19 protein-coding genes and 1 tRNA gene are annotated in these 22,360 nt (G+C 44.7%); 4 read left to right on the top strand and 16 right to left on the bottom strand.

Annotated elements, in window-relative coordinates:
• Positions 1–73: 73 nt before the first annotated feature.
• Together DQX04_RS01400 and DQX04_RS01395 are read right to left on the bottom strand one after the other, a co-directional pair.
• Entirely contained in the window at positions 74–1,924 is a 1,851-nt protein-coding gene (locus DQX04_RS01400; protein WP_111914013.1) for a long-chain-acyl-CoA synthetase, read from the bottom strand.
• Positions 1,917–2,807: a cation diffusion facilitator family transporter gene (locus DQX04_RS01395; protein ID WP_111914012.1), complete on the bottom strand. Its 891-nt coding sequence runs from the start codon at positions 2,805–2,807 to the stop codon at positions 1,917–1,919. Before DQX04_RS01395 ends, DQX04_RS01400 begins: the two co-directional genes overlap by 8 nt.
• A 117-nt stretch (positions 2,808–2,924) precedes the next feature.
• Between DQX04_RS01395 and DQX04_RS01390 the strand changes: the two genes are divergently transcribed.
• The gene (locus DQX04_RS01390; RefSeq protein ID WP_111914011.1) at positions 2,925–5,462 is read left to right on the top strand and encodes a serine protease; all 2,538 of its coding nucleotides are present in this window, start codon (positions 2,925–2,927) and stop codon (positions 5,460–5,462) included.
• 71 nt (positions 5,463–5,533) lie between these two features.
• Here the strand turns inward: DQX04_RS01390 and DQX04_RS01385 are convergent, their stop codons facing one another.
• The 9 genes from DQX04_RS01385 to DQX04_RS01345 form a co-directional block, all read right to left on the bottom strand.
• Positions 5,534–6,964 carry a phospholipase D-like domain-containing protein gene (locus DQX04_RS01385; protein ID WP_111914010.1) on the bottom strand — a complete coding sequence of 477 codons (1,431 nt, stop codon included), beginning with the start codon at positions 6,962–6,964 and terminating at the stop codon, positions 5,534–5,536.
• Between the two features lie 18 nt (positions 6,965–6,982).
• Positions 6,983–7,735 (bottom strand): MauE/DoxX family redox-associated membrane protein, encoded by a 753-nt coding sequence (locus tag DQX04_RS01380; protein WP_111914009.1) that lies wholly within the window; start codon positions 7,733–7,735, stop codon positions 6,983–6,985.
• A 37-nt stretch (positions 7,736–7,772) separates the two neighbouring features.
• A complete protein-coding gene (locus tag DQX04_RS01375; RefSeq protein WP_111914008.1) occupies positions 7,773–8,165 on the bottom strand; it encodes a DUF3224 domain-containing protein in 393 nt (130 codons plus the stop codon).
• Positions 8,166–8,220: 55 nt separating this feature from the next.
• Positions 8,221–8,625 (bottom strand): hypothetical protein, encoded by a 405-nt coding sequence (locus tag DQX04_RS01370; RefSeq protein ID WP_111914007.1) that lies wholly within the window; start codon positions 8,623–8,625, stop codon positions 8,221–8,223.
• 92 nt (positions 8,626–8,717) lie between these two features.
• Positions 8,718–9,599 carry a WYL domain-containing protein gene (locus tag DQX04_RS01365; protein ID WP_111914006.1) on the bottom strand — a complete coding sequence of 294 codons (882 nt, stop codon included), beginning with the start codon at positions 9,597–9,599 and terminating at the stop codon, positions 8,718–8,720.
• 100 nt (positions 9,600–9,699) lie between these two features.
• Positions 9,700–10,173 (bottom strand): hypothetical protein, encoded by a 474-nt coding sequence (locus DQX04_RS01360; RefSeq protein WP_111914005.1) that lies wholly within the window; start codon positions 10,171–10,173, stop codon positions 9,700–9,702.
• Between the two features lie 85 nt (positions 10,174–10,258).
• Positions 10,259–10,335: transfer RNA gene (locus DQX04_RS01355), tRNA-Val, on the bottom strand.
• A gap of 150 nt (positions 10,336–10,485) precedes the next feature.
• Positions 10,486–11,331, bottom strand: coding sequence for an S-formylglutathione hydrolase (gene fghA, locus DQX04_RS01350; RefSeq protein ID WP_370443882.1), 846 nt, complete (start codon positions 11,329–11,331; stop codon positions 10,486–10,488).
• A gap of 6 nt (positions 11,332–11,337) precedes the next feature.
• Entirely contained in the window at positions 11,338–12,456 is a 1,119-nt protein-coding gene (locus DQX04_RS01345; RefSeq protein ID WP_111914003.1) for an S-(hydroxymethyl)glutathione dehydrogenase/class III alcohol dehydrogenase, read from the bottom strand.
• Between the two features lie 140 nt (positions 12,457–12,596).
• Here DQX04_RS01345 and DQX04_RS01340 point away from each other — a divergent pair, with 140 nt between their 5' ends.
• The 3 genes from DQX04_RS01340 to DQX04_RS01330 all read left to right on the top strand — a co-directional run bounded on the left by DQX04_RS01340 (position 12,597) and on the right by DQX04_RS01330 (position 16,284).
• Entirely contained in the window at positions 12,597–13,466 is an 870-nt protein-coding gene (locus tag DQX04_RS01340; RefSeq protein ID WP_111914002.1) for a LysR substrate-binding domain-containing protein, read from the top strand.
• 36 nt (positions 13,467–13,502) lie between these two features.
• Complete coding sequence (locus DQX04_RS01335) at positions 13,503–14,030, top strand: SRPBCC domain-containing protein (protein WP_111914001.1); 528 nt, start codon at positions 13,503–13,505, stop codon at positions 14,028–14,030.
• A gap of 226 nt (positions 14,031–14,256) precedes the next feature.
• Positions 14,257–16,284, top strand: coding sequence for a methyl-accepting chemotaxis protein (locus DQX04_RS01330; RefSeq protein ID WP_165831912.1), 2,028 nt, complete (start codon positions 14,257–14,259; stop codon positions 16,282–16,284).
• On the opposite strand, the gene DQX04_RS01325 is transcribed toward DQX04_RS01330, so the two are convergent.
• The 5 genes from DQX04_RS01325 to DQX04_RS01310 are packed head-to-tail and all read right to left on the bottom strand — an operon-like array spanning position 16,271 to position 22,283.
• On the bottom strand, positions 16,271–17,944 hold the full coding sequence (locus DQX04_RS01325; RefSeq protein WP_111913999.1) for an acyl-CoA dehydrogenase family protein: 1,674 nt from the start codon (positions 17,942–17,944) through the stop codon (positions 16,271–16,273). The two genes, DQX04_RS01330 and DQX04_RS01325, sit on opposite strands and share 14 nt — an antisense overlap.
• Positions 17,945–17,993: 49 nt before the next feature.
• Positions 17,994–19,349 carry an MBL fold metallo-hydrolase RNA specificity domain-containing protein gene (locus DQX04_RS01320; RefSeq protein WP_111913998.1) on the bottom strand — a complete coding sequence of 452 codons (1,356 nt, stop codon included), beginning with the start codon at positions 19,347–19,349 and terminating at the stop codon, positions 17,994–17,996.
• Between the two features lie 15 nt (positions 19,350–19,364).
• Positions 19,365–20,306: a DUF3667 domain-containing protein gene (locus DQX04_RS01315; protein WP_111913997.1), complete on the bottom strand. Its 942-nt coding sequence runs from the start codon at positions 20,304–20,306 to the stop codon at positions 19,365–19,367.
• Between the two features lie 13 nt (positions 20,307–20,319).
• A complete protein-coding gene (locus DQX04_RS12450; RefSeq protein ID WP_165831911.1) occupies positions 20,320–20,457 on the bottom strand; it encodes a hypothetical protein in 138 nt (45 codons plus the stop codon).
• A 47-nt stretch (positions 20,458–20,504) separates the two neighbouring features.
• Positions 20,505–22,283 carry a bifunctional diguanylate cyclase/phosphodiesterase gene (locus DQX04_RS01310; RefSeq protein WP_111913996.1) on the bottom strand — a complete coding sequence of 593 codons (1,779 nt, stop codon included), beginning with the start codon at positions 22,281–22,283 and terminating at the stop codon, positions 20,505–20,507.
• Positions 22,284–22,360 lie beyond the last annotated feature (77 nt).

Raw genomic sequence — 22,360 nt, 5'->3', positions numbered from 1 at the left:
TTTCGCCACCTAAATATTAGACACTCGTTATATTTGCGATCCTAACGCCTTTCAATTAATAATCAAACTAAATTCAAAAACGAATTTGACCTAACTCAATTTTTTTCAATAGATCCGCGTCTAGTCGCTGATAGCCTTTGCTTTTGTCGACCAAAACGTAAATTGGCTCGTTGTCATGGGCTGGTTGGAACCCTTGAAGTTTTAGGTGACTTTTCATCACTTTATAAGTCGCTGTTTTTTCTACCTGAGAACAGAGACGCACAAATAAAGGCAATGCATAATCAGGTAACCATTGCTTTATCGTGTGGTAAAACTCAGTTGGATTGAACTGCTGAGCTTTGTCGATCACGATAGACGCCATACCCGCTCGCCCCTCTGCGTGCGGTACTTTCACACCATAAACTACGGCTTCTAATATACCCTGCGCTTTTTGTAAGTAAGCTTCCACTTCAGTAGTCGCTACATTTTCAGACTTCCAACGAAACGTATCTCCAACACGGTCTATAAAAGCCACATGTTTAAATCCCTGGTGCAGCACAAGATCACCCGAGTTAAACCATCGGTCACCACGCTTAAAAGCATTTTTTATAATTTTTGCCTCGTTTGCCTTCGGGTTGTGGGTATAACCGTCGAAAGGCGACTTGGGCGAAATTTCGGCTAAGAGCAGTCCAACCTCACCTTTGCTTACCTCTTGTAATCGCCCTTGCGCATTCACCACAGGCCTTTCAGAGCGGGTATCAAAGCGTACGACTTTATAACGCAACGGAGAAAATCCAACGGTACGCTTTAAATTAAATACGTTCACGAAACCGATATTTCCTTCACTTGCACCATATAGCTCACAAACTTGGCGTATAGAAAAACGTGACTCAAATGCATCCCAAAGCTCAGCCCTTAAACCGTTACCGATAACCGCGCGCACATTATGGTTTGCTTCCAAAGGACTTACCGGCTGATTGAGTAAATAGCGGCAGAGCTCTCCGATATAAGTGAAGCATGTCGCTTGGTGCTGATGTATTTCTTGCCAAAATTGACTGGCGCTGAACTTACGACCGATAGCTAGCGTAGCTCCCGCAATTAAACAGGAACTCAATGCAATAGAAAGTGCGGTGTTGTGGTAAAAAGGCAAGCAACAATATTGGGTGTCAGAACGCTTTAAGCCTAGAGCCATTTTGCCAAATGCTAAACCAGCCTTGTACCAGCGTAAATGAGTCATAGCCGCTGCTTTGGGTAGCCCAGTCGTCCCCGACGTCATGACATAAAAACACTCGTCTCCTAATTTAACTTGGTGCGTTTCTGCCAAGTTAGTGTCCGGATATTTTTCAGCCGCTTTCAGAAGGTTTGTGAATTGTTGTGGTTTAGAGTGCCGAATGCTTCTATTCCAGGCATCTTCAGGAAGCCAATATATAGGGAAATTTCCGTAAGCTTCATCTATTTCCAACAGCGGTAAAACCGTTTCAAATCCTGTTATACAATTTTCACCAACAATTACCGACTGTGCTTTGACCGTATCTAAACTGTGTTTGAGTATTTCTCCACGCTGGTTGTAATTCATGAGCGCGGCAATTGCACCTAGCTTATTTAACGCGAAAATAGTGGTGACTAATTCCGGCGTGTTCTCGAACATAACCGCTACGGTATCGCCTTTGCTTATTCCTTGCGCCTTTAAATAATGAGCAATATTGTTCGAGCGCCTGTTCACTTCTTCATAGCTATGAGCTTGGTCTTCAAACCTTAAAAAAACATCACTGGGCTTAGCGAGTGCTCTTTGTTCAAGTAACTGACCAGTAGAGCCTAAATGATGTTTGCGCTTGCTGAGCAGTTGTATATTCGCCACCACGAAGCGAGGCACACGAGGTAAAAACTTGAGCCAAGCTTTTAGCATTTCAGGTAAACGAAAAGCGCGCGCAACTGAATTACTCATCGCGGCAGCTCTCTTCTGTGGTTTCAATTTCAATCGTTGTGTGCGCAAGCTGAAAGCCTTTTAGGGCAGTACTTACCTTCTGTTTAATCTCTGTATAATGAGCCATAGAAGTTACTTGCGCGACTAAATGAGCGGTAAATACGTGCTGCTCACCATCTAACGACCATAAATGAAGATGATGTTTGTCAGTAACCTCTTCAATCTTGTCGATCGCACTTTCAATGTCACCCATTAGTTGTTTGTCTGGGCTACCTTGAAAGAAAAGGTGTAGCGTTTGCTTTAAATATTTAAGTACATTAAAGAGAATAAACAGCGTGAAACAAATCGAAAGAACAGGGTCTAGAAACCACCAGTCGGTAAAATACATCACTACCGCAATAATCAACACAGCAACCCAACCGAGAACATCTTCAAGTAAGTGCCAATTCAGCACTTTCTCATTCAAACTTGTACCTTCATGTAATTTCCATGCGGCCAAGCCATTCACCGCTACACCTAACACTCCCAAAATAATCATACCTGGGGCGCTCGGCATGAGGGGCTCTGAAAAACGAGGGATAGCCTGAAATAAAACCCATACCGAACCAACAATTAAAATAACGCCATTCAATAACGCGCCGAATAAACTTAAACGCTTATAGCCATAGGTAAACTTTCTAGTGGGATTCTTCTTCCCTAACTTATGTAATACCCAGGCACTACCTATCGATAGGCTATCACCAAGATCATGAACCGCATCGGCCATAATAGCCGTGCTTTGAGTAATCACACCGCCGATAAACTCAATAATGGTGAAACCCAAATTGAGGAAAAACGCCCAGCCCATTCGAACTAATGCTTTGTCGTCATCTGCTTTTATATCGTGATGATGGTGGTGTCCCATATCTTGCCCTAATTAGCTCTTATTCGAACCACTATAACTATTATCCACTATACCTAACCGCCATATTTCGCTACATTATCAATTATAAAGCTAACAAATCGTCAGTAAGGATCGGCTGTGAAGCGCATAATTCTATTTTTCGCATTATTTGTAACCTTTGTAAATCCAACATCTACGGCTCAAGCACAGAGTGTTAATTACGATATCGACGAACTCTCTCGTGCTGCAGTTCAAGTATTAGTAGGTGACGGTTCAGGTTCTGGCACACTCATTGTGCTTCATAACGAGGCCCTAGTGGTTACCAATCGACATGTCGTCGAAAACTTTTCAGAAGCAAACATAGGTATTCTGGTAGACGTTACAGAAACAGCGCAACCTCTATTTCGTGCCGAACTTCGTGGCTTTTCAATGGAGTACGACTTTGCCTACCTCGAGCTTACGCACGAACTAAATCCTGACGATTTAGAAGCAGATGTCTCTACATTACAGCCTTTCAATATTCAAAAGTTACGCGCTGGTGACTATGGGTTTAACTTACCCTCTGTCATTTTAGACCCTAACGCAGAGCTAAGTCGTGGTGCTGAAATCGCTATTTTTGGTTATCCAGGTATTGGCGACAATGAATTGGTTTACACCAACGGAAGTATCGCTTCCCTTCAGTACGGGGAGCTGAATGGCATGCGTTTACCTATGTGGTATAGAACAAGTGCGGAAATGTCGCCAGGCAACAGCGGTGGTTTAGCAGTAGACACTGACGGCAACTTCATTGGTATTCCTACTAGCGTTGTTCAAGAGTACGAAACAGGCGGACGCCTAGGTAATTTGCTTGCCCTACCTTTTGCTCTTGCACTCATGAACGACGAAGAGCAAATGGAAACCGACTGGGTTACATACCGTGAAGAGAATGAGCTCGCGTTAGATCATACCGCAGAGCCCGGATTTGGAAGCGTATCGTTAACTCCAATGCAAGTTACAGCAGTACATACCGCAGGCATAACTTCTGGCGGTGAAGCCAATGCCAACTATTTGGGTGAATCATGCGTTGGCTATGCAGCAACAGCGCCTGATTACCGCTTTACACTTACCTCGCCTATGGAGCTTGTAAAAGTTGCATTCCAATCAAGTGGAGGTCAAGAGTCAGACCCTACCATGATTATTCGTGCTCCAGACGGAAACTGGCATTGTAACGACGACGACTCAGGGTTTGATCCGGCTGTTTATTTCACTAATGCAGCAGACGGTGAATACAACGTGTGGGTAGGAAGCTTTAGCGAAGGCGACTTCCACCCAGGTCAAATCGTGATTAGCAACGATGGTCAGCACAACGGCGGGATCCCAGTACCTGCGACCGGAGACCTAGACTTTAGTGCCGAGCCAACATTTGGCACAGTCACATTAGAAGAAGGCTTTTTACCCGACCCTCATACAGTAGCTGTCACTGCTGGCGGGTCTGTTGACGTATCAAGTCAAAACATTGGGAATTGCTATGGTTATGCAGCCACAGCACCAGACGTAAGATTGTTCTGGACAGGTGGTTCTAGTGATTTATTCCTGTCATTCATTGCAGACAATACCAGTGACGACACAACCATTGTGATAAATGATCCTAATGGCAACTGGCATTGCAACGATGACTTGAATGGCTTGAACCCTGGTGTAAATATTCAGTCGGCGCCGTCTGGGCAGTATGACATTTGGGTTGCTACGTACTCCTCTGGTAACTACTTCAATGGCCAGCTAAATATTAGTGAGAACGTGAGCTCTACTTCATCAGGTGCTCAATTAGACTTCAGCGCAGACCCTTACTTCGGCGAAGAAAGCCTGAGCGCTGGTTTTCAACCCAACCCCCACTCTGTATCGATAACTGCTGGCGGCTCTGTCGACCTAAGCACGCAAGATATCGGTAGCTGTTATGGGCACGCTGCTGAAGCACCTGACTTTCGCCTACAGTGGTCAGGAAGCTCTAATTTACGCATTGCATTTACTGCAAGTAGCACCGGCGACGACACTGTCATAGTGGTCAATGACCCTAACGGAAACTGGCACTGTAATGATGATTTAGAGGGCTTAAATCCGGGCTTAACCTTCAATAGCGCTGCTTCTGGTCAATACGATGTCTGGGTTGGCTCTTATTCTGAAGGCGAGTATATCGAAGGTAATCTGACTATTCGTGACATGTCGTCAAATGCGAATAGCAAATTGGCAATGATGGAGCGTAACAACAACATTGCCCCACAATTAAGTGTGCTCCAAAGATACAATGATTTAGAAGGCATTGGACCTACTCACCTGCAGCTTCAACCAGGTTTCCTGCCCGACCCGCACGTAGTACAAGTTCCTGCGGGTGGCCCTGTAGACGTATCTAGCCAAAATATTGGAAGCTGTTTCGGCTACGTAATGTCTTCACCGCAAGCTTACTTGAATTGGCAAGGAAACGGCGGAGCACTAAATTTCGCATATGAAGCAAATAGCGGTGATGCAGTCATGGTCATCAACGACGGCAACGGAAACTGGCATTGTAACGACGATTTCAATGGCATAGACCCTGGTATTTCCTTCTCATCAGCACCTTCAGGGGTTTACCAAATTTGGGTAGGCAGTTTGTATCAAGGGCAAGATATTCAAGGCCAGTTAAAAGTTTCTGAAATTAATTAAGGTTGAGAGTCATTCAACTAAGAAAAAAGGCTTCAACTGAAGCCTTTTTTATTGGCGCAACGCACATCCGTCTAAAAAGTACTTAAACCCGTCGCTTCCATAACGCGATACAAAAGTTGATTAAGCTTTGAATCGTCGGCATACACGGCATATTCAATACTATATTGGTGTCCATCTAAATTGAACCAACGTTGTTCAAACCATTGATGTGCGGAATCTAATGCGGGTTGCTCGCTATCGCCACGAAGAACCACACTCGTTTCTAGGTTTAGATTATGCATGTTGCGGCGAGTGAAGTTCGTTGAACCCAATACCATAGTTGCATGCCCTTCCCGTGTGCGGTGCATCAACCATTTCGAATGACACTGTTCACCCTGAGTATTACACCAGCGCACAGCGATTCCCTCGCTCACTAGTTCGTGCGCTACAGGCCGGTTTGGAATGCCATTTTTTTCACGGCCAAAGGCGTCTTTATTTGGGTCAAGCAAAACACGGATATTCACACCTCTTTGCGAAGCTTCTATAAGCGCTTCAATCACATGACGATCCGACATGTAAAACACCGCCAAGTCCAACCATTCGTCGCGTTCAGCGTTGCCTATAATTTCTAGCAGTGCACGTTCAACCGCCCCTTCTGTCAAAACCTGCACGGTAGTATCCGAGTTACTCGTCGACGATTCTGGGCGCTCGGGAACTGGCAGGTGCAACATCGGAATAAATGCATTCGACATATCCAACACCGCCATTTCACTTTGTAGTAAATCATGCGCCGCAGCGCCACTAAATTGCAGTGCTACATTGCCATGCGCGCTACTGCCGTCATGAGGATTTGCCGACGTAACCAAGGCGACCAAAGTATCTTCATGATCACTTAATACGACCTTACGGTGATTCGCTTTAAAGTTCAGCAAGGCAAGGTAACTACGAATAGAAACTCCACCCTCTCCAAACGGGTTGGGGACTGTATTTGCTTCTTTATTGCCAAAAGGAGAAACAAATGGGGCCCAGAAAGTTGTGTATATGGGGTTGCTCGAGCGTAGTCGTGTTAAGTCTGTAACAGTCACTTGGATGCCGGCTTCTCGTAACTGGTCAAAATGCTCGGAGCGCGCTCCGCCGTATACAGTGTTTATGGGATCCGAAATAACCGAGATATGAAGATTTGGATACCTTTGTTTTTGCGCAACTAACGCAGCTGTTAGTTCAGACGACAACGCACGGTAAGGCTCTTCCTCTAGCGCACCTAAATAGTCATTAAACAAGAACATATCGACAACGATGATACTTCTTGCTTGGCGAATCATATTTAGAACTTCGTCAAAAATTTCTTGCTGGATTTCGCGTTCACCGCGCGCATTCACAAACGTACGATCAGCTAAAAATCGGACATTTTCTACTTCCTGCTCTTCACCTTTAAAATTTAACCCTTCAGGCAAGGGCTTAAAAACATTAACAATTCCAAAGCCAATAACTAAAGCAAGTATGATGCGAATAATTCTTTTCATTTAAGGCGTTTACCTAAATTAAAACCAACCGTGGTTAAACCACATCCATAGTGCCATAGCCATCATCATTAAGTTCTCGGTTAGCGACACAAAACCAAGAGGCACTTTATTAGCACCGCCCACACAGGCGCATTTAAGCTCTCGTTTATCTATATACACGGCTTTAAACACAGAAAATGCACCAACAGTACCAATAAACAGCGCTATAGGAATAGACAACCAGTTCAGTAGCCCTCCAACCATAAGTACGCCTGCGAGCCCCTCTGCGTAGGGGTAAATATAGCTATACGGTACCCATTTACGTGCAACTAGGTCATAGTTCACAAACATATTTGAAAAGCTTTCCACGTCTTGGAGCTTCAACAACGCCAACACCACCATAGAAAGCGCGATAAACCACTCTACAGCTTGCATCGAAATCCAACTGTCGTTAAAGCCATAGTTAAGCGTGAAAGCCGACAACGCTGTCATCGCGAATAAAGCTGCTACGGGCCGGTAGCTAGTGGCATTCGGGTCTTTTAAGGGTTTACCCAAGTAGTTACGCACATCCTCATAACCACCTATACGTTTCTCATTTACGAACGTTTGCGGTGTTGTTTTTACATCGTGCTGCTTCTTGAAAGCATCAATTTCTTCACGACTCGCCAAATGATGGTCTTCAACTTCATAACCCGAACGTCGGAGTAGATCTAAGGTCTTCAAGCCAAAAGGACATTGATGATCAGGCGTCATCATACGGTAAAGCACTGCTTTCTTAGTTTCTGAAGTCATATTCCCTCCCATTCAGAGTTTAGGCGCAGGGTATCAACTAACCTATTGAGTATTCAAAGTCGTAAAAGTGTTCTCCCGCTTCAATACGTATTTCCATGCTGCCGATTAGTCCTGTTAATTGGTCAGTACCACTGCACGGCACCACTTCCAGAATTAACTTATCTTCACCACCGTTCATAGTGCCAAAATGCTGCAACACAAAACTTCCCTGCTTGCCTGCCAACTCCCCTATCACCTGCTCTATCGCTACATAGCCAGCAGCCCCTTTTACTGGGGACATGGCACTAAGCATCTCGCCTTTGCTCGTGGCAGAAAGCTCACCATGAAAGGTTTTCTCTATCGACATGCGTCCTAATGTATTGCCTTCAACCCCCTCAGCAAAACTATCCAGCGGGTTAAGGTTTACTTCAAACTTCCCTGATATTTTCATACCGATTCCTCTATTCTTTCTGTCTTGCTTAAGTTCAATCTAAGTCTCTAAAAGTTTATAAATACACAGCAGATAAAGGCGCTTCAGACCATATTTTCCAAATGCCCTTTTCTTTCTTAAAAACCCAAAGAGAAGAATACTCATTATCCTGGAATGCAGGTCCACTTATTTTCTGAACTCGATAAGTCACGCGAGCATAACTGTATTCAGCTTCTTCAGCTACAAATACAAAATCAATCAGGTCGTACTGCAAATCAAATGTCGCAAATATGTTGTTTAAAATTTCCCGTGTTGATAAGTAATTCGGGGATTGAGTATGAACATGACCTAAAGCTCCCTCCACGTCTTCAGCTTGAGAACTCCTAATATTTGAATTAACGACATTCTCAAGTTCATCGGCTGTATTAGCAATCGCGACGCATGGGAACGCCATTATTAATGCAAAATAAATGACTTTCATAAATAGTCCTTTCAACGTTGTCTTCATTCATCAAAGCTTAGTCCCTGAATAAGGCAAAGCCGTGCTAAGTAATTAAATTAGGGAGATAAGCTTTAATTAACCCCATACCCAGGCGCAATCGCCAAATTACTGGTGTTCATTAAGCTGACTCGGTTTCTAAGCCATAACTGATACTCAGCACCCACTAGACTACCCTCTTCGGTGCAGTCCACATTCCAACGTCGCAGCAGGTAGCCAGCCATAGCGGCGCGAACTTCAATGTTTAACACACCTTTTTGCATACCATAGTCCATTTCTATGGCTTTACTGTGCTTTACATTGTACGGGTGCGGTACTAACTGCAATGGGATCATGCGCTGCCACTCATGGTCGGAATCTTGCTCTTCATAGTCGGCTGATTCAGCATTCATGTTTTCGTGAATGTGAACGCTGTGAATACGGGTAAGTACGAAGTCGCGGAAGCTCTCGCTTTTGCGGTCATACGCACGAAGGTGCCAGCGCAAACCATTGTCTACAATAGAGTGCGGTACGAGTTCACGCTCGCCTTTGCCGCTGCTCAACGAGGTGTAATGCACGCTAACAGCCTTTCTTGCCAATATTGCTTGTACCAACTTGGCAATAATGAAGATATTCGGAACATTAAGATTCGAAGGTGACGCAACAGGAAAGTGAACGTCGCCAATAGCGTCAAAGCCGTCGGAGATGTCATGAGCTAGCTTAACCAGCGTGCGCTTCGCGTCGTGTTCAAATAGCGGTTCAAAATGTTCGGTTTGAAAGTAACGCTTCTCTGCAGTGTCGTATTCTAAATTCTGCGGCGCCAATGACTTATACAAACTAAAGTCGCGTGAACCAGCAGACAAGCCTACACCAAACCGCTCAATAAGGTCATTGCGGTAAATAGAACCTTTAAATAGCAAACAAAAGTCGATATACGCCAAGCGTTGTTTACGGGGATAAGAAATAGTGTCTAGCATTTTGCCCTTCGTTTTAGTTGTTATTGCAGCAAAGAGCTAGTGTGGTTTATTTTGAATCGGCTGTAAAGTACGGGCGCTAAGTTTAAAAGTGGTTGTCCGGTTAGCGAACCAAGCGCTTTAAAGCAATACCTGCAACATCGTAACGCGCGAATACATTTGCACCGTCCCAATCGTCGGGCATGCTCTTTACCAAGCCTAACGCTCTCAATTGGTCGTCTTCCTCTGGGGTAATAAGCGCCATGGTGCTGTATTTTGAAACAAGGCTTACTGCGCTTTCCAAAGTGAGTGGCGAAAGGTTCTCAAACTCTCTTAACGCAAGGCTGACTGGAACAATGTGCTCTGCAATTAATTTCGCTTTTTCATCTTGTTTGAATACATCTCTTGCGCGCTCGGAAATATAAGAGCAATTATGCCTATTAACATTGCCTTTATAATTTTTCTTAGATTTATTAATAGCCTCCCTAAGTACGGTTCGAATAGCGAACTTAGTTGCGGCGTTTTCAGGCATGGTGAGTCTTAGGTGAACCGCAACTTCACACAAATTGGCAATACCTTGCTGATTGTTCACGCGCATAATGCTTTCCATAGTTGATAGCGGGAAGACGTCTATCTTTGAATAGATATACGTTAACTTCAAGTAAAGGAAATTGAGAGAAAATTGGTGCGTCCGAGTAGACTCGAACTACCGACCCCCACCATGTCAAGGTGGTGCTCTAACCAACTGAGCTACGGACGCAACACATTTAGACAAGAATACGCTACTGAAGAGCGGCGGCTATAGTAAGAATTTAGACGCATTCTCGCAAGTTCTTTTTCTAAAAATTCTAGAAAAAAGGGCCGAATGGACAAAATTCGACCCTACTCACAATACAGTTACCGACGGTAATTACAGCAAGTTTTGCGCATGGAACCGCAAGTGCTGCTCAATAAACGTGGAAATAAAGTAATAGCTGTGATCGTAGCCAGCCTGATATTGAATATCTGCGGCTACACTATTTGCTTTGCACGCTTCAATCAGATTGTCAGTTTTTAACTGCTCTTCAAGGAAATTATCTGCATCACCTTGGTCAACTTTGATTGGCGGTACATTTTTACCTTGCTTCTGATTTAACAAGCAAACAGCATCATAGGCTTCCCAGTCATTACGATTGTTGCCTAAATAATGGCTAAACGCTTTCTCACCCCATGGGCATTGCGTTGGATTAACGATCGGACTGAACGCTGAAATCGACGTGTAAAGTTCACTGTTTCGCAAACCAATCACTAATGCACCATGGCCGCCCATAGAGTGGCCCGAAAGCGCTCGCTTGTCGTTAATAGGCAGCTCAGCTTCAACCAACGACGGTAGCTCTTCCACAATGTAATCATACATATGGTAGTGCTCGCTCCAAGGTGATTGCGTTGCATTTACATAAAAGCCTGCACCTAAACCGAAGTCATAAGCCCCGTCTGGGTCATCTTGTACGCCTTCACCGCGCGGGCTAGTATCGGGAATAACTAACGCGATACCCAAACTAGCAGCGACGCGCTGTGCGCCTGCTTTACTCGAGAAGTTCTCGTCTGTACAGGTTAAACCTGACAGCCAATAAAGCGCAGGCACTTCCTGCGATTCTGCCTGCGGAGGTAAAAACACCGAGAACTGCATCGTACAGTTCAAGGTATTTGAATTGTGTTCGAAGCGTATTTGGCGGCCACCAAATACGCGTTTTTCGTCAACGATTTGCATAAACAATCCGTTCTAGTAGTGAATTACGCTACGAATCGACTTACCTTCATGCATTAAGTCGAACGCTTCATTAATGTCTTCTAGTTTCATTGTATGAGTAATAAATGTGTCTAGCGAGTACTCACCGTTCATATAACGCTGAACATAATCTGGAAGCTGCGAGCGACCTTTAACGCCACCAAATGCACTGCCACGCCAAACGCGACCTGTAACCAACTGGAATGGGCGGGTGCTAATTTCTTCGCCCGCACCAGCAACACCTATGATCACAGACTCGCCCCAACCTTTGTGACAACATTCTAGAGCAGAGCGCATAACTTTCACGTTACCAATACACTCAAACGAGTAATCTACACCGCCGTCAGTCATCTCTACGATAACTTCTTGAATAGGCTTGTCGTAGTCATTTGGGTTGATGCATTCAGTTGCACCTAGCTGTTTGGCTATTTCGAACTTAGAGTCATTAATGTCGATAGCAATGATGCGAGAAGCTTTTGCCATTACTGCACCAATGATTACCGACAAACCGATACCACCCAGGCCAAAGATAGCAACCGTATCGCCCTCTTCAACCTTTGCGGTGTTCTTTACAGCACCCATACCTGTGGTTACACCACAACCAAGTAAGCATACCTTTTCCAAGGGAGCGTCTTTACTAATTTTTGCCAAAGCAATTTCAGGAACGACAGTGTGTTCAGCAAATGTAGAAGTACCCATGTAGTGGTAAATAGGCTGGCCGTCTATAGAAAAGCGAGTCGTGCCGTCGGGCATTAAACCTTGACCTTGAGTGGTTCGAATAGCTTGGCAAAGGTTGGTTTTTCCTGATGTGCAGAACTTACACTCGCCACATTCCGGTGTATAAAGTGGAATTACATGGTCACCCACTTCAACGCTAGTTACACCCTCACCTACAGCCTCAACAATACCAGCACCTTCGTGACCTAGGATTGAAGGGAAGATACCTTCTGGATCAGAGCCCGAAAGCGTGTAAGCGTCAGTGTGACAAACACCGGTCGCTACGATGCGAACTAAAACCTCACCTTTTTGAGGAGGTTGCAAATCAACTTCTTCAATCTTTAACGGTTCGCCAGGTCCCCAAGCAACTGCTGCTTTTGTCTTTATTGTTTCCATAATACTTACCCTTTTCATTCATACCCTAGGTTCAACTAGGTTATTTAGTGTAGCTCTATTTTAATTATTTCCATCTAGAATATAATGCCAGTTATTAAAATTCACTTTTGCATATTTGAAATAAAAGACAAAGGTAACCTATGAAGTCTTGGACGGGTATAGAGGAGCTTGTGGCAGTATCCGAGTACGGTTCATTTACGCGCGCAGCAAAAGCTTTAGGGGTTTCTATTGCGCAAGTTTCTCGACATATAGCTGAGCTAGAGCAAAGCCTTAATCTCAAGCTTTTATATCGCACCACACGCTCTGTAAGTTTTACTGAAGAGGGTCAAGTTTATTTACAACACTGCCGCCATCTTGTAGACAGTCTTGAAGAGGCCAATCGTGCTATTTCTTCGTTCCAGCTTACACCTAGAGGACAACTTAAAATTACCGCTCCTGTGTACTATGGAGAAACCAGAATAGCACCGTTACTTTTCAAGTTTATGCGACAGTTCCCAGAAGTTAGCCTTGACTTAAACTTAACGAACGAACAGCTCGATCTTGTGCAAGGAGGTTACGACCTTGCAATACGCTTAGGCACGCTTGCAAGCTCGTCGCTTATCGCTAAAAAACTGACCACTCGCAAGCAATACATAGTCGGCTCGCCAGCATATTTAGAACAGTACGGAACACCGTTGAGCGTAAAAGACTTGGAGCAACATTCTTGCTTGCATGGTAGCTTGGGATATTGGCGTGTCAGCAGTAAACAACACAATCAAATACAAGTGAAAGGTAAGCAAAACATACGCTGCAACAGCGGTATCGCGCTCGTTGAAGCAGCGCTTGAGGGCATGGGGTTAGCTCAGTTGCCTGATTATTACGTAGAGCAGCACATAAAGAGTGGAAAGCTTGTTCCATTATTAGAGGAAAACCGCGTCGCTGAGGACGGTATCTGGGCGGTTTACCCACAAAACCGTCACCTTTCAGCCAAAGTTAGGCAATTAGTAGACTTTTTAAGCGATGAACTATGATAAAACAATTTCATTAAGCAGATGAGAAGAGGTCTTATGAAAAAGCTCATTTATACAACAGCAATAGTAGCTGTTCTCACAGGTTTATACTTGCCATTACCCAGCGTAGCAGAGGTTAAATCCTCTTCTGAAAGCGGCTTTCATCTTGAAATCAACCAAGCCATTGATACAACCCCCGAAGTAGCCTATCACCATTTTGTGAACGACATTGCCCAGTGGTGGTTGAGTAGCCACACGTGGTTCGGGAACTCCGAAAACTTGTCCATAGAAGCTCGCGCTGGAGGTTGTTTTTGCGAATTAAACGGTGATCAGCAAGCTGAACACATGATGGTTAGCTTCGTCGATCCTAGTCATAAAATCATGTTTACGGGTGGTCTCGGGCCGTTAAAAGGTATGGGTTTAAACGGAGCACTTACTTTTGAGTTTCGCACACAAACGGTGAAGGTGACATATATCGCAGACGGCTACCCAACAACGAATATGCAAGAATTTGCGCCTTTAGTCGATAACGTATTAACAGAGCAAATGAATTCATTTTCAGCGTATTTGAACGAACTGTACTGAAATATCGATTAAAAGTTCGTACAAACAAGAATTTAATGCTTTACTCTATACTTAAACGGTTATTTTTCAGCCGTAGCGTTTACAAATAGTATTTTGCGAGTCCTTTATGTGGCTTGATTCAGGAGTTGATATGCAAACAAACACTCTCCGTTTTAAACTCACCCTCGGGGCAGCTTTAATACTCCTATTCAGCATGGGTTCGCTTACTTTATACAGCTGGTGGGCTATGTCTAAAAGTGGACAAGCAGCCGTAGAACAAGTTACTCCCCCTCTTGAAGAGATGGTTTCCTCCTCACTCTCGGACACTGCAGCTAATTTCGCGTTAGACACTGCGACGCTTATTAATCATGGATTCGCTGTAACTGCTACTTTGGCATCGATAGCCAAGGAAAGCGCAGTAGGAAATAGTTCTGGTCGAGATCCCTTTGAACGTGAAGAGCTTCAGTTCATCGCGCGAGATATTCTTTACGCAAATCCGCAACTCAGTTCGATTTATACTCAATATGAAAGGAACGGTTACGACGGCAATGATCAAAATTTCGGTCTGCAATTCGAGCATAGCTCAGATGAGGGTACACTAGATATATACTGGGTTGCCGACGGCGACCGCGAAGCCTATTTTGTGCAAACTGAAGACAATAGCGAAAAGTATTTAACAGGATTAACAGAGCAAGGCTTTCGTGAGGCAGAGTGGTACCTTTGTAGCTTAGAAAGTAAGCAACCATGTCTAATTGAGCCCTACCTATATGAAATTACACCAGGCGAAGAAGTTTTATTAACCTCAATCGTAACCCCCGTTGTCATTAACAATCAGTTTCGAGGAATTGCCGGTGCCGATATCAACTTACCTGTTTTACAACAGCGTTTGGTAAACCAATCACAAGACTTTTATCGGGGTCGTGGTGACTTGTATTTAGTCTCTGAAAATGGATTCTTACTGGCTTCAAATCAACACCCAGACTCATTGGGTCAATCGTTAGACAGCGTAAACGGGGATTATAGCCGCATGCTCAACGCGGACGTTGGTTTACAGAGAATTAATGGCAATTTCGTAGTAAGTCAGTCTATCAATATTGAGGCGTCTGGAACTTCTTGGTGGATAGTGGTTGCCATACCTGAATCTGTTGCTCTCGCACCTTTAGCAGAGTTAGCGGAAACCTTGGAAAGCGAAAGTAACGCAACAGCAGCAACGTTATTAGCCATTGCTGTAGTACTAATGGCTGCCTTTGTTGCTTTAGTGTTTTTCTGGGTTCGAGCGTCTACTAATCCATTGGTTCGCCTCGCAGAAATAATGACTGAACTGTCGGGATCAGAGGGAGACCTTACACGCCAGCTCGATCATTCTACTCATCAAGAATTAAACGATGTAGCTAGTGGTTTTAACGCCTTCACTAGCAAATTGAAAGAGATGGTCAATACACTTAAAGACGTCTCTGGCAAATTACGACATGAAAGCCAACAAATGATTGCCGCTTCCCATGACGCCTCCCGAGCCACAGAAAATCAAAGTCACCAAGTACAACAAGTTGCTACCGCAATGACAGAAATGAGCTCGACAGCAGATCAAGTTGCGTCACTGGCGAGCGACACGGCAGCAGGTGCGGAGCAAAGTACAGGCTCATTGAAGGAAGCAAATGATCTTGTAAATCACACCGTGAGTGAATTTAGAGGAGTAGCCGAGGACTTTGAACGCGCACATCAAGAATTTGCTGAAGTAGCCCAACGCACTGACCAAATTACCTCTATTACACAAACCATAGACGCGATTTCAGAACAAACGAACCTATTGGCATTGAATGCTGCAATAGAAGCTGCGAGAGCTGGAGAACAAGGTCGCGGCTTTGCCGTTGTAGCTGATGAAGTGCGGTCCTTAGCACAACGTACCCGCACATCAACTGAAGAAATCAATACATTAATTGAGTCTTTGCAGGGACAAGTAGGTTCCACGCTAAAACTCATTACCGCTAGTGGAGAACGTGTTGCCGTTACCCTGAGTGAAGCAGAAAAGGCTTCGGACAGGCTCAATTCAGCCACCGTACAGGTTCAAGGAATCAACGATAACGCCTTCCAAGTGGCGTCTGCGGCAGAGCAGCAAAATCAAGTCAGTGAAGAGATCACCAAAAATATCAGTGCCATTAACGATGCGACTCAAGAGCTAGACAAGCTTGCTCAGCATATTATGACAATCAGCACCGCATTAGACACGGCAACTGATCGCATGGACGTTCAACTCAATGCTCTCAAGAGTGAGTAAAGGAACGTTCTAAAATAGCTTGGAACTGAACATCAGAAGGCAGGCAGCCATAATTATGACCTGCCCTTTGACCCAATCTTGAAGCGCAATATCCATAAGATATCTCCGCACTGGAGTACCGCAGCAGCAGGCTAGCTTGTAACGCCACGGCCATATCATCAGCTAATCTTCTAGCTTGTAATTGCACTTCCACCGGATTCGCACTCATAAGCTGCTTTAATTGGGCATGTAGCGCCTTTAGGTGAGCGTCGAATAGATGATTTTCACCTCGCGCTAGCGCCACTTCCTCTAAGAAGATCTGAACCGCATCTGGAGATTTTTGCATCACCCTCAGAATGTCCAAGCACTGTACATTGCCACTCCCCTCCCAAATCGCATTAATTGGGGCTTCTCGGTACAACCGCGAGGTAATATGAGTGTCCATAACGCCCATACCGCCGATAACTTCCATAGCTTCATAGGCATGGTTAGGGGTACGTTTACATATCCAATACTTGCCCACTGGTGTTGCGACCCTTGCTAAAAGCTTCTCGCGCTCATTGTCAGCTTGGTCAAAAGCACGGGACATTCTCATAGTCAGTTGCAACGCAGCTTCACTTTCAATGGCTAAATCGGCGAGCAGGTTTTGCATCAATGGCTGTTGCGAGAGTTTATCCCCGAAGGCACTTCTATACCGGCAATGGTGAACTGCTTGCACCACAGCTTGGCGCATACCTGCCGAAGAACCTATCATGCAGTCGTAACGGGTTGTCGCCACCATCTCAATAATTGTGCGAACTCCTCGGCCCTCTTCACCGACCATCCAACCTAACGCACCACGCAATTCTGCTTCGGATGATGCGTTAGCGACGTTGCCAGACTTAGCCTTCAGTTGCTGTATCTGTAACGGGTTCTTTTCACCCTCAGGAGTCCAACGTGGCACTAAGAAACATGAAACACCAGATTCAGTTTGCGCGAGCACGAGGAACAAGTCACACATTGGCGCTGAAACAAACCATTTATGACCCACCAACTCATAAGCCTGACCCGGGCCACTTTGGCCTAGGGGATAAGCTCGTGTTGTATTAGCACGAACATCTGAACCACCTTGCTTCTCGGTCATAGCCATACCAACCGTTAAGCCTTTTTTCTGATTATCCGGCTTGTTGCTTGGATCGTACTCGCTCGCCATTATTTTCTTACCGAAACGGTCGAGCAGTTCCGGTTGGTGGCGTAATGCCGGAATTGCGGCAAATGTCATGGTAATGGGGCAACCATGTGCGGCTTCCACTTGCGTGTGCAAGTAATACTTGGCAGCACGCGCTACATGAGCACCCTGTTTAGGTTCGCGCCAGGGGCTGGCATGCAGCCCTTCAGATATCGCGATTTCCATAAGCTCATGATACGCAGGATGAAAATCAATATGATCGATACGATGGCCATAGCGATCGTGGGTTCTCAATTCCGGCTTGTAATGATTAGCATCAAAACCCAATGCAATGCGCTCGGCACTCGCAGACTCTAAGCCGAAACGAGCAATGTCGTCGAATGCCCAATTGGCGTCACCAAGGTTAATACTCTCTTGTAGCGCCGTATCGGCAAGAAATGAATTGTAATGTTCTAAATAAGGAGGCTGATTAACCACTTCATGCGTCGACGCATGGGAATACTGCTTTTTCATACTAAATGTCTTTAATTTGGAAAATGTTTATCCGAGTAATAACGAATCGTTACAAATGCAAAATACTCATATATCCCGGAATATCCACGTCATATTGAGTTTCTTGGCTTAAAAAGTCGCGAAATGTTTCTAACGTATCCGCCTCCCCATGAACTAACTGAATTTTACAGCTCTTCGGAAACTGCGACTGTTTTAAAAAGCGCAATAACTCTTGATAATCTGCATGCCCAGACAATCCGCCAAGCTCTCTAACTTCCGCCTTCATGGGTACCCATTCGCCATGAACTTTAATACTGTCCATGCCCTGTAGCATTTTTGCGCCTCGAGTACCGCCAGCTTGGTGCCCAGAAAACAATACGGTACACCGGTGGTCCGCTAACCAATGTTTGAAGTGATGGAGAATTCGCCCTCCGGTCGCCATACCACTGCCAGCAATAATAATATGCGGTCCTTGTTGCTCCGCAATGCTCTGAGACTCTTTCACTGAGTGCGTGTATTGCACAAACTGACTCGCCCGTGAACAATCAGAAGATGACAGCTTGTGGTGTTGATGGAATTGGTGATAAATACCCGAAACATCAATAGCCATTGGACTGTCTAGATACACCGGAACCCGGGGTATGCGGCCCTCTTCCATCAGTGACACTAACATATGCTGCAATACTTGTGCCCTGCCTACTGCAAAGCTAGGGATAAGCAGCACACCACCACGTTGCATTGTGCTTTTTACAACTTCCTCAAGTACTTCAAAAGGGTCATTCTTATCATGCAAACGGTCACCGTACGTCGACTCTAATAACAAAGTGTCTAATTCAGGAAGTGGTTCTGGGGGGTACATCATAATGTCATCAAATCGACCCACGTCGCCAGAGAAACCAATTTTCTTTCCACCATGCTCTGCCACAATGCTCGCAGCACCTAAAATATGTCCTACCGGCGATAAGGTGAAATGGATATCCCCTACTTGAAATTGCTCTTTAAAATCGACGGGCTCAAGGAGTTTAAGCGCCTGCTTTGCTGTCGCGGCGTCATAGAGCGGTTCCGGATTCTCGTGCTTACTTAAGCGATGCTTTTTATAAAACTTGGCGTCTTCTTCTTGGATTTTCCCTGAGTCGGGCCACAGCACTCCGCACAACGCGGCTGTTGCAGGGTGCGTAAATACACGTCCACGAAAGCCATGTTTGTAGAGTACAGGTATAAACCCTGAATGGTCTAAGTGTGCGTGGGTAAGCACAATCGCATCAACGTTTTCGATACCTAAAGGTAAAGGTTGCCAATTACGTTTTCTTAGCCACTTATATCCTTGAAACATGCCACAATCAACGAGTACCCGCGTAGATTCTGTTTCAAGTAAATATTTAGAACCTGTTACCGTTTCCGCACCGCCTAGAAATACAATTCGCATAACTAAACCTTATGTTTAATCAAACAGCACACTTCTTAATATAGCAACAAGCACCAAGGTCGACATAATGCACCACCACACTAGGCTGCTGATAAAAAATTTGGTTATTGTTTTCACCCAACCCTGTCGATAAAACGTTTTTTGCGCCATCAGCACATAAATAGGTATCCAAAGCCATACAAGGCCAATCATCCAACTCAGCGGATATAGCCATACACCTTCACCCCAACTGGCTTCCATACTGCTTTGCATCATCGAAAACACAATGATTAAGCTGATTAAAAGCAACACTATGGCGTGTGTATGCAGCGCAAGAACTAAGTGCTCCATAAAATAACGGTTACTTCGCCAATACATCAATTTAAATACGGCGGCAAATAGGGGTAATGCAATAAACATGAGCTGCGGTGCAACCGACAGAAACTTATGGACTAGCAGTCTTGGGTCGTCCGCGTAACGAGCCATTCTGGCTTCAAATGCTTGCTGGTCAACCTCTTTTAAAAAGGGAAGCTCAAGGTTGTTAATGAGTTCTGGAAGCGATTGCATGTTCTCTTGTTGTTCATCAAGCTCATCTAACTGTTGCAACACCTCTTCGTCTGACACACCTTGCTGCTCAAGCTCAGCACGAATATCTTGAGGATTTCCATTCACTTCGAAATTTACGCGCTCAACGAAAGCATTAAATACGATAAACGCAAAAATCGAGATAAAAATGTAGAGTCGGAGTGGTGGAACATAGGGAGCCCGACGGTCAACTACGTACTCATTGCTAAGAAAGCCTGGGCGAATAAATAACGGAATCATGGTTCGCCAGAAGCGACCGTCGAAATTTCCTGTTTCGCCTAAATATTCCCCGACAATACCAAATACGTTGCGAATAGGAGAGCCTGTGTCTTGCCCACACTGGTAACAAAATTGTCCTTTAAGTTCCGCATTACAGTTTTTGCATTGAGGCATGGCGAATTAAGCCTCAACTGTCTTTCTTGGAATTATGCTCGGCATTACGCTTAGCTTCTGCTTTACGAATACCATGAATCAACCAAAATGCGAGAAGTGCAATAAAGGCAACAGGAAGTGCCACGAGAAAAATAACCGGACCTAAGCTCATAATAATCTCTCTTTAATCTTTTATTTATCGAGACAACCAAACCGGCGTTAGCTTTTTAACCAAAGTTTGAAAAAGCTATCAGCATCTACAGGCTTACCAAAATAATACCCTTGAACGTAATCACAGCCTAGCTTTTTCAGAGTGTCAGCTTCTTCATTGGTTTCAACGCCTTCAGCGACAGTCCATAGCCCAAGGCCTTTCGCCATCGCAATAATAGCGACCACAATAGAATGATTCTGCTCATTGCTATCAATGTCGCGCACAAACGAACGGTCGATTTTCACTTCATGCAGTTGTAACTTTTGTAAGTAGGCTAACGAAGAGTACCCGGTACCAAAGTCATCGATAGCCATTGCCAAACCTGCATCGTGTAGCTTTTTAGAAGTTTGTACCGCTTGCTCAGGGTCGCGCATCATGACTGACTCGGTTAACTCGAGCATAATTTTTCCGTGCCCTGCGCACTGAGTTAAATCTTTCATTTCTTCAACAATGCGATAATCGTTAAATTGCTGAGCAGAAAGATTGATAGAAAGCATCCAAGAAATATCGCCAACTTCCTGCTGCCAACGCATCATTTGCTCTGAAGCTTCTCGCGCAACCCAAGCACCCAATTCTCGAATAAGGCCTCTTTCTTCCGCTAAAGGAATAAACTCTACTGGGCTTACGTGCCCTAATTCATCGTCGAACCAGCGACAAAGCGCTTCCGCCCCTTTTACCTTTCCTGTTTTTAAACAAAATTGCGGTTGGAAATAGAGCTCTAGTTTGTTTGTACGAATAGCTTCGGAGAGTTTATTTAAAAGATTTTGTTTTCTTTTAATTTTCTCCGCCATTTCAACGTTGTATATACAGTGTTCTATGCTCAGCAATTTAGCTTCATCTAACGCAATACTAGCATGTTGAAGCAACTCACTTGCGCCAAAGCTATCGTTTGGAAATAATGCCGCGCCTATATTAGTTTCCACAGAAAAGCGTCTTGCCCCTACCGCAAAAGGGTCAGAGAAACTTGTTTTAACGCGTTTAATCGCATCCTCAACTTCGTCTATTGAACTTTGCGTTAAAACAATCGCAAACTCATCACTCGCCAGTCGTGAAAGAAAAACTTTTTCTCCCATGAGGCTTTGCAGTCGCATTGAAACCGCTGATAGAAGCTTGTCCCCTGCTCTATGTCCATGGGTATCGTTTATTTCTTTAAACCTACGTATATCGGTAACGAGCAAGCCTACTTGTTCGTCTTTACTTCTCGCCTTAAACAAAGTGTCATTTAAGAATTCATGAAATGCGGTTCGATTCGGTAACTTAGTTAAAGGGTCTACATAAGCCAACTGCTGAATTCTTTGCTCGTTGCGGTAGCGAACCATTTCTGCGCTAATCTGCGCCACAGCAATGCGAAGCACTTCTCGGCCTAGGTCGGGCCAGGTCATTTCCGAGTTTTGCAGTAACGACAACACGCCCAAACGATTTCCTTCATTGTCCAGAATCGCCATACCTAGAAAACTCTCAGCATTCAGTGCCATTAACATTTCGTCATGGGGGTACTTCTGCCGAACACCGCCATTACATAACGCCGGCTCGTCGGAGCGCAATTCAAAGCATGGAGTGCCTTGCAGAGGAAAAGTGAAGTTGTTGATTATTCTACCGTGAGAGGTTACCGCCATAGTGCTTGCTTCTGTTCCGTCTGACGAAACAGAAGCAAGCAATACATGGTCAACCTGAAGCAATTGCTCAAGTTTCTGAACAAGCTTTTGATAAAAGTTTTTAGAGCCACTGCTTGCCATTACATCTGCGAGTTCTCTAAAAACCTCTTTTGAGTCAATTGGCGATGTCATGATGTATGTTATGCCAATTCTTTAGGCTCATCTTATATTTCCTTAGTTACGCATTCCGATATCTAATAGAACACATA

The sequence above is a fragment of the Aliidiomarina sp. B3213 genome, from assembly GCF_003290085.1.
GTDB lineage: Bacteria > Pseudomonadota > Gammaproteobacteria > Enterobacterales > Alteromonadaceae > Aliidiomarina.
Note: the sequence above shows the minus strand (reverse complement) of the source record. Positions and strands in the feature narration are given on the sequence as shown.

Excerpts from the sequence above, each read along its gene's own strand:
- DQX04_RS01400 (WP_111914013.1), bottom strand. The coding sequence starts at position 1,924 with ATGAGTAATTCAGTTGCGCGCGCTTTTCGTTTACCTGAAATGCTAAAA.
- DQX04_RS01395 (WP_111914012.1), bottom strand. The coding sequence starts at position 2,807 with ATGGGACACCACCATCATCACGATATAAAAGCAGATGACGACAAAGCA.
- DQX04_RS01385 (WP_111914010.1), bottom strand. The coding sequence starts at position 6,964 with ATGAAAAGAATTATTCGCATCATACTTGCTTTAGTTATTGGCTTTGGA.
- DQX04_RS01380 (WP_111914009.1), bottom strand. The coding sequence starts at position 7,735 with ATGACTTCAGAAACTAAGAAAGCAGTGCTTTACCGTATGATGACGCCT.
- DQX04_RS01375 (WP_111914008.1), bottom strand. The coding sequence starts at position 8,165 with ATGAAAATATCAGGGAAGTTTGAAGTAAACCTTAACCCGCTGGATAGT.
- DQX04_RS01370 (WP_111914007.1), bottom strand. The coding sequence starts at position 8,625 with ATGAAAGTCATTTATTTTGCATTAATAATGGCGTTCCCATGCGTCGCG.
- DQX04_RS01365 (WP_111914006.1), bottom strand. The coding sequence starts at position 9,599 with ATGCTAGACACTATTTCTTATCCCCGTAAACAACGCTTGGCGTATATC.
- DQX04_RS01360 (WP_111914005.1), bottom strand. The coding sequence starts at position 10,173 with ATGCGCGTGAACAATCAGCAAGGTATTGCCAATTTGTGTGAAGTTGCG.
- DQX04_RS01345 (WP_111914003.1), bottom strand. The coding sequence starts at position 12,456 with ATGGAAACAATAAAGACAAAAGCAGCAGTTGCTTGGGGACCTGGCGAA.
- DQX04_RS01340 (WP_111914002.1), top strand. The coding sequence starts at position 12,597 with ATGAAGTCTTGGACGGGTATAGAGGAGCTTGTGGCAGTATCCGAGTAC.
- DQX04_RS01335 (WP_111914001.1), top strand. The coding sequence starts at position 13,503 with ATGAAAAAGCTCATTTATACAACAGCAATAGTAGCTGTTCTCACAGGT.
- DQX04_RS01330 (WP_165831912.1), top strand. The coding sequence starts at position 14,257 with ATGTCTAAAAGTGGACAAGCAGCCGTAGAACAAGTTACTCCCCCTCTT.
- DQX04_RS01325 (WP_111913999.1), bottom strand. The coding sequence starts at position 17,944 with ATGAAAAAGCAGTATTCCCATGCGTCGACGCATGAAGTGGTTAATCAG.
- DQX04_RS01320 (WP_111913998.1), bottom strand. The coding sequence starts at position 19,349 with ATGCGAATTGTATTTCTAGGCGGTGCGGAAACGGTAACAGGTTCTAAA.
- DQX04_RS01315 (WP_111913997.1), bottom strand. The coding sequence starts at position 20,306 with ATGCCTCAATGCAAAAACTGTAATGCGGAACTTAAAGGACAATTTTGT.
- DQX04_RS12450 (WP_165831911.1), bottom strand. The coding sequence starts at position 20,457 with ATGAGCTTAGGTCCGGTTATTTTTCTCGTGGCACTTCCTGTTGCCTTT.
- DQX04_RS01310 (WP_111913996.1), bottom strand. The coding sequence starts at position 22,283 with ATGACATCGCCAATTGACTCAAAAGAGGTTTTTAGAGAACTCGCAGAT.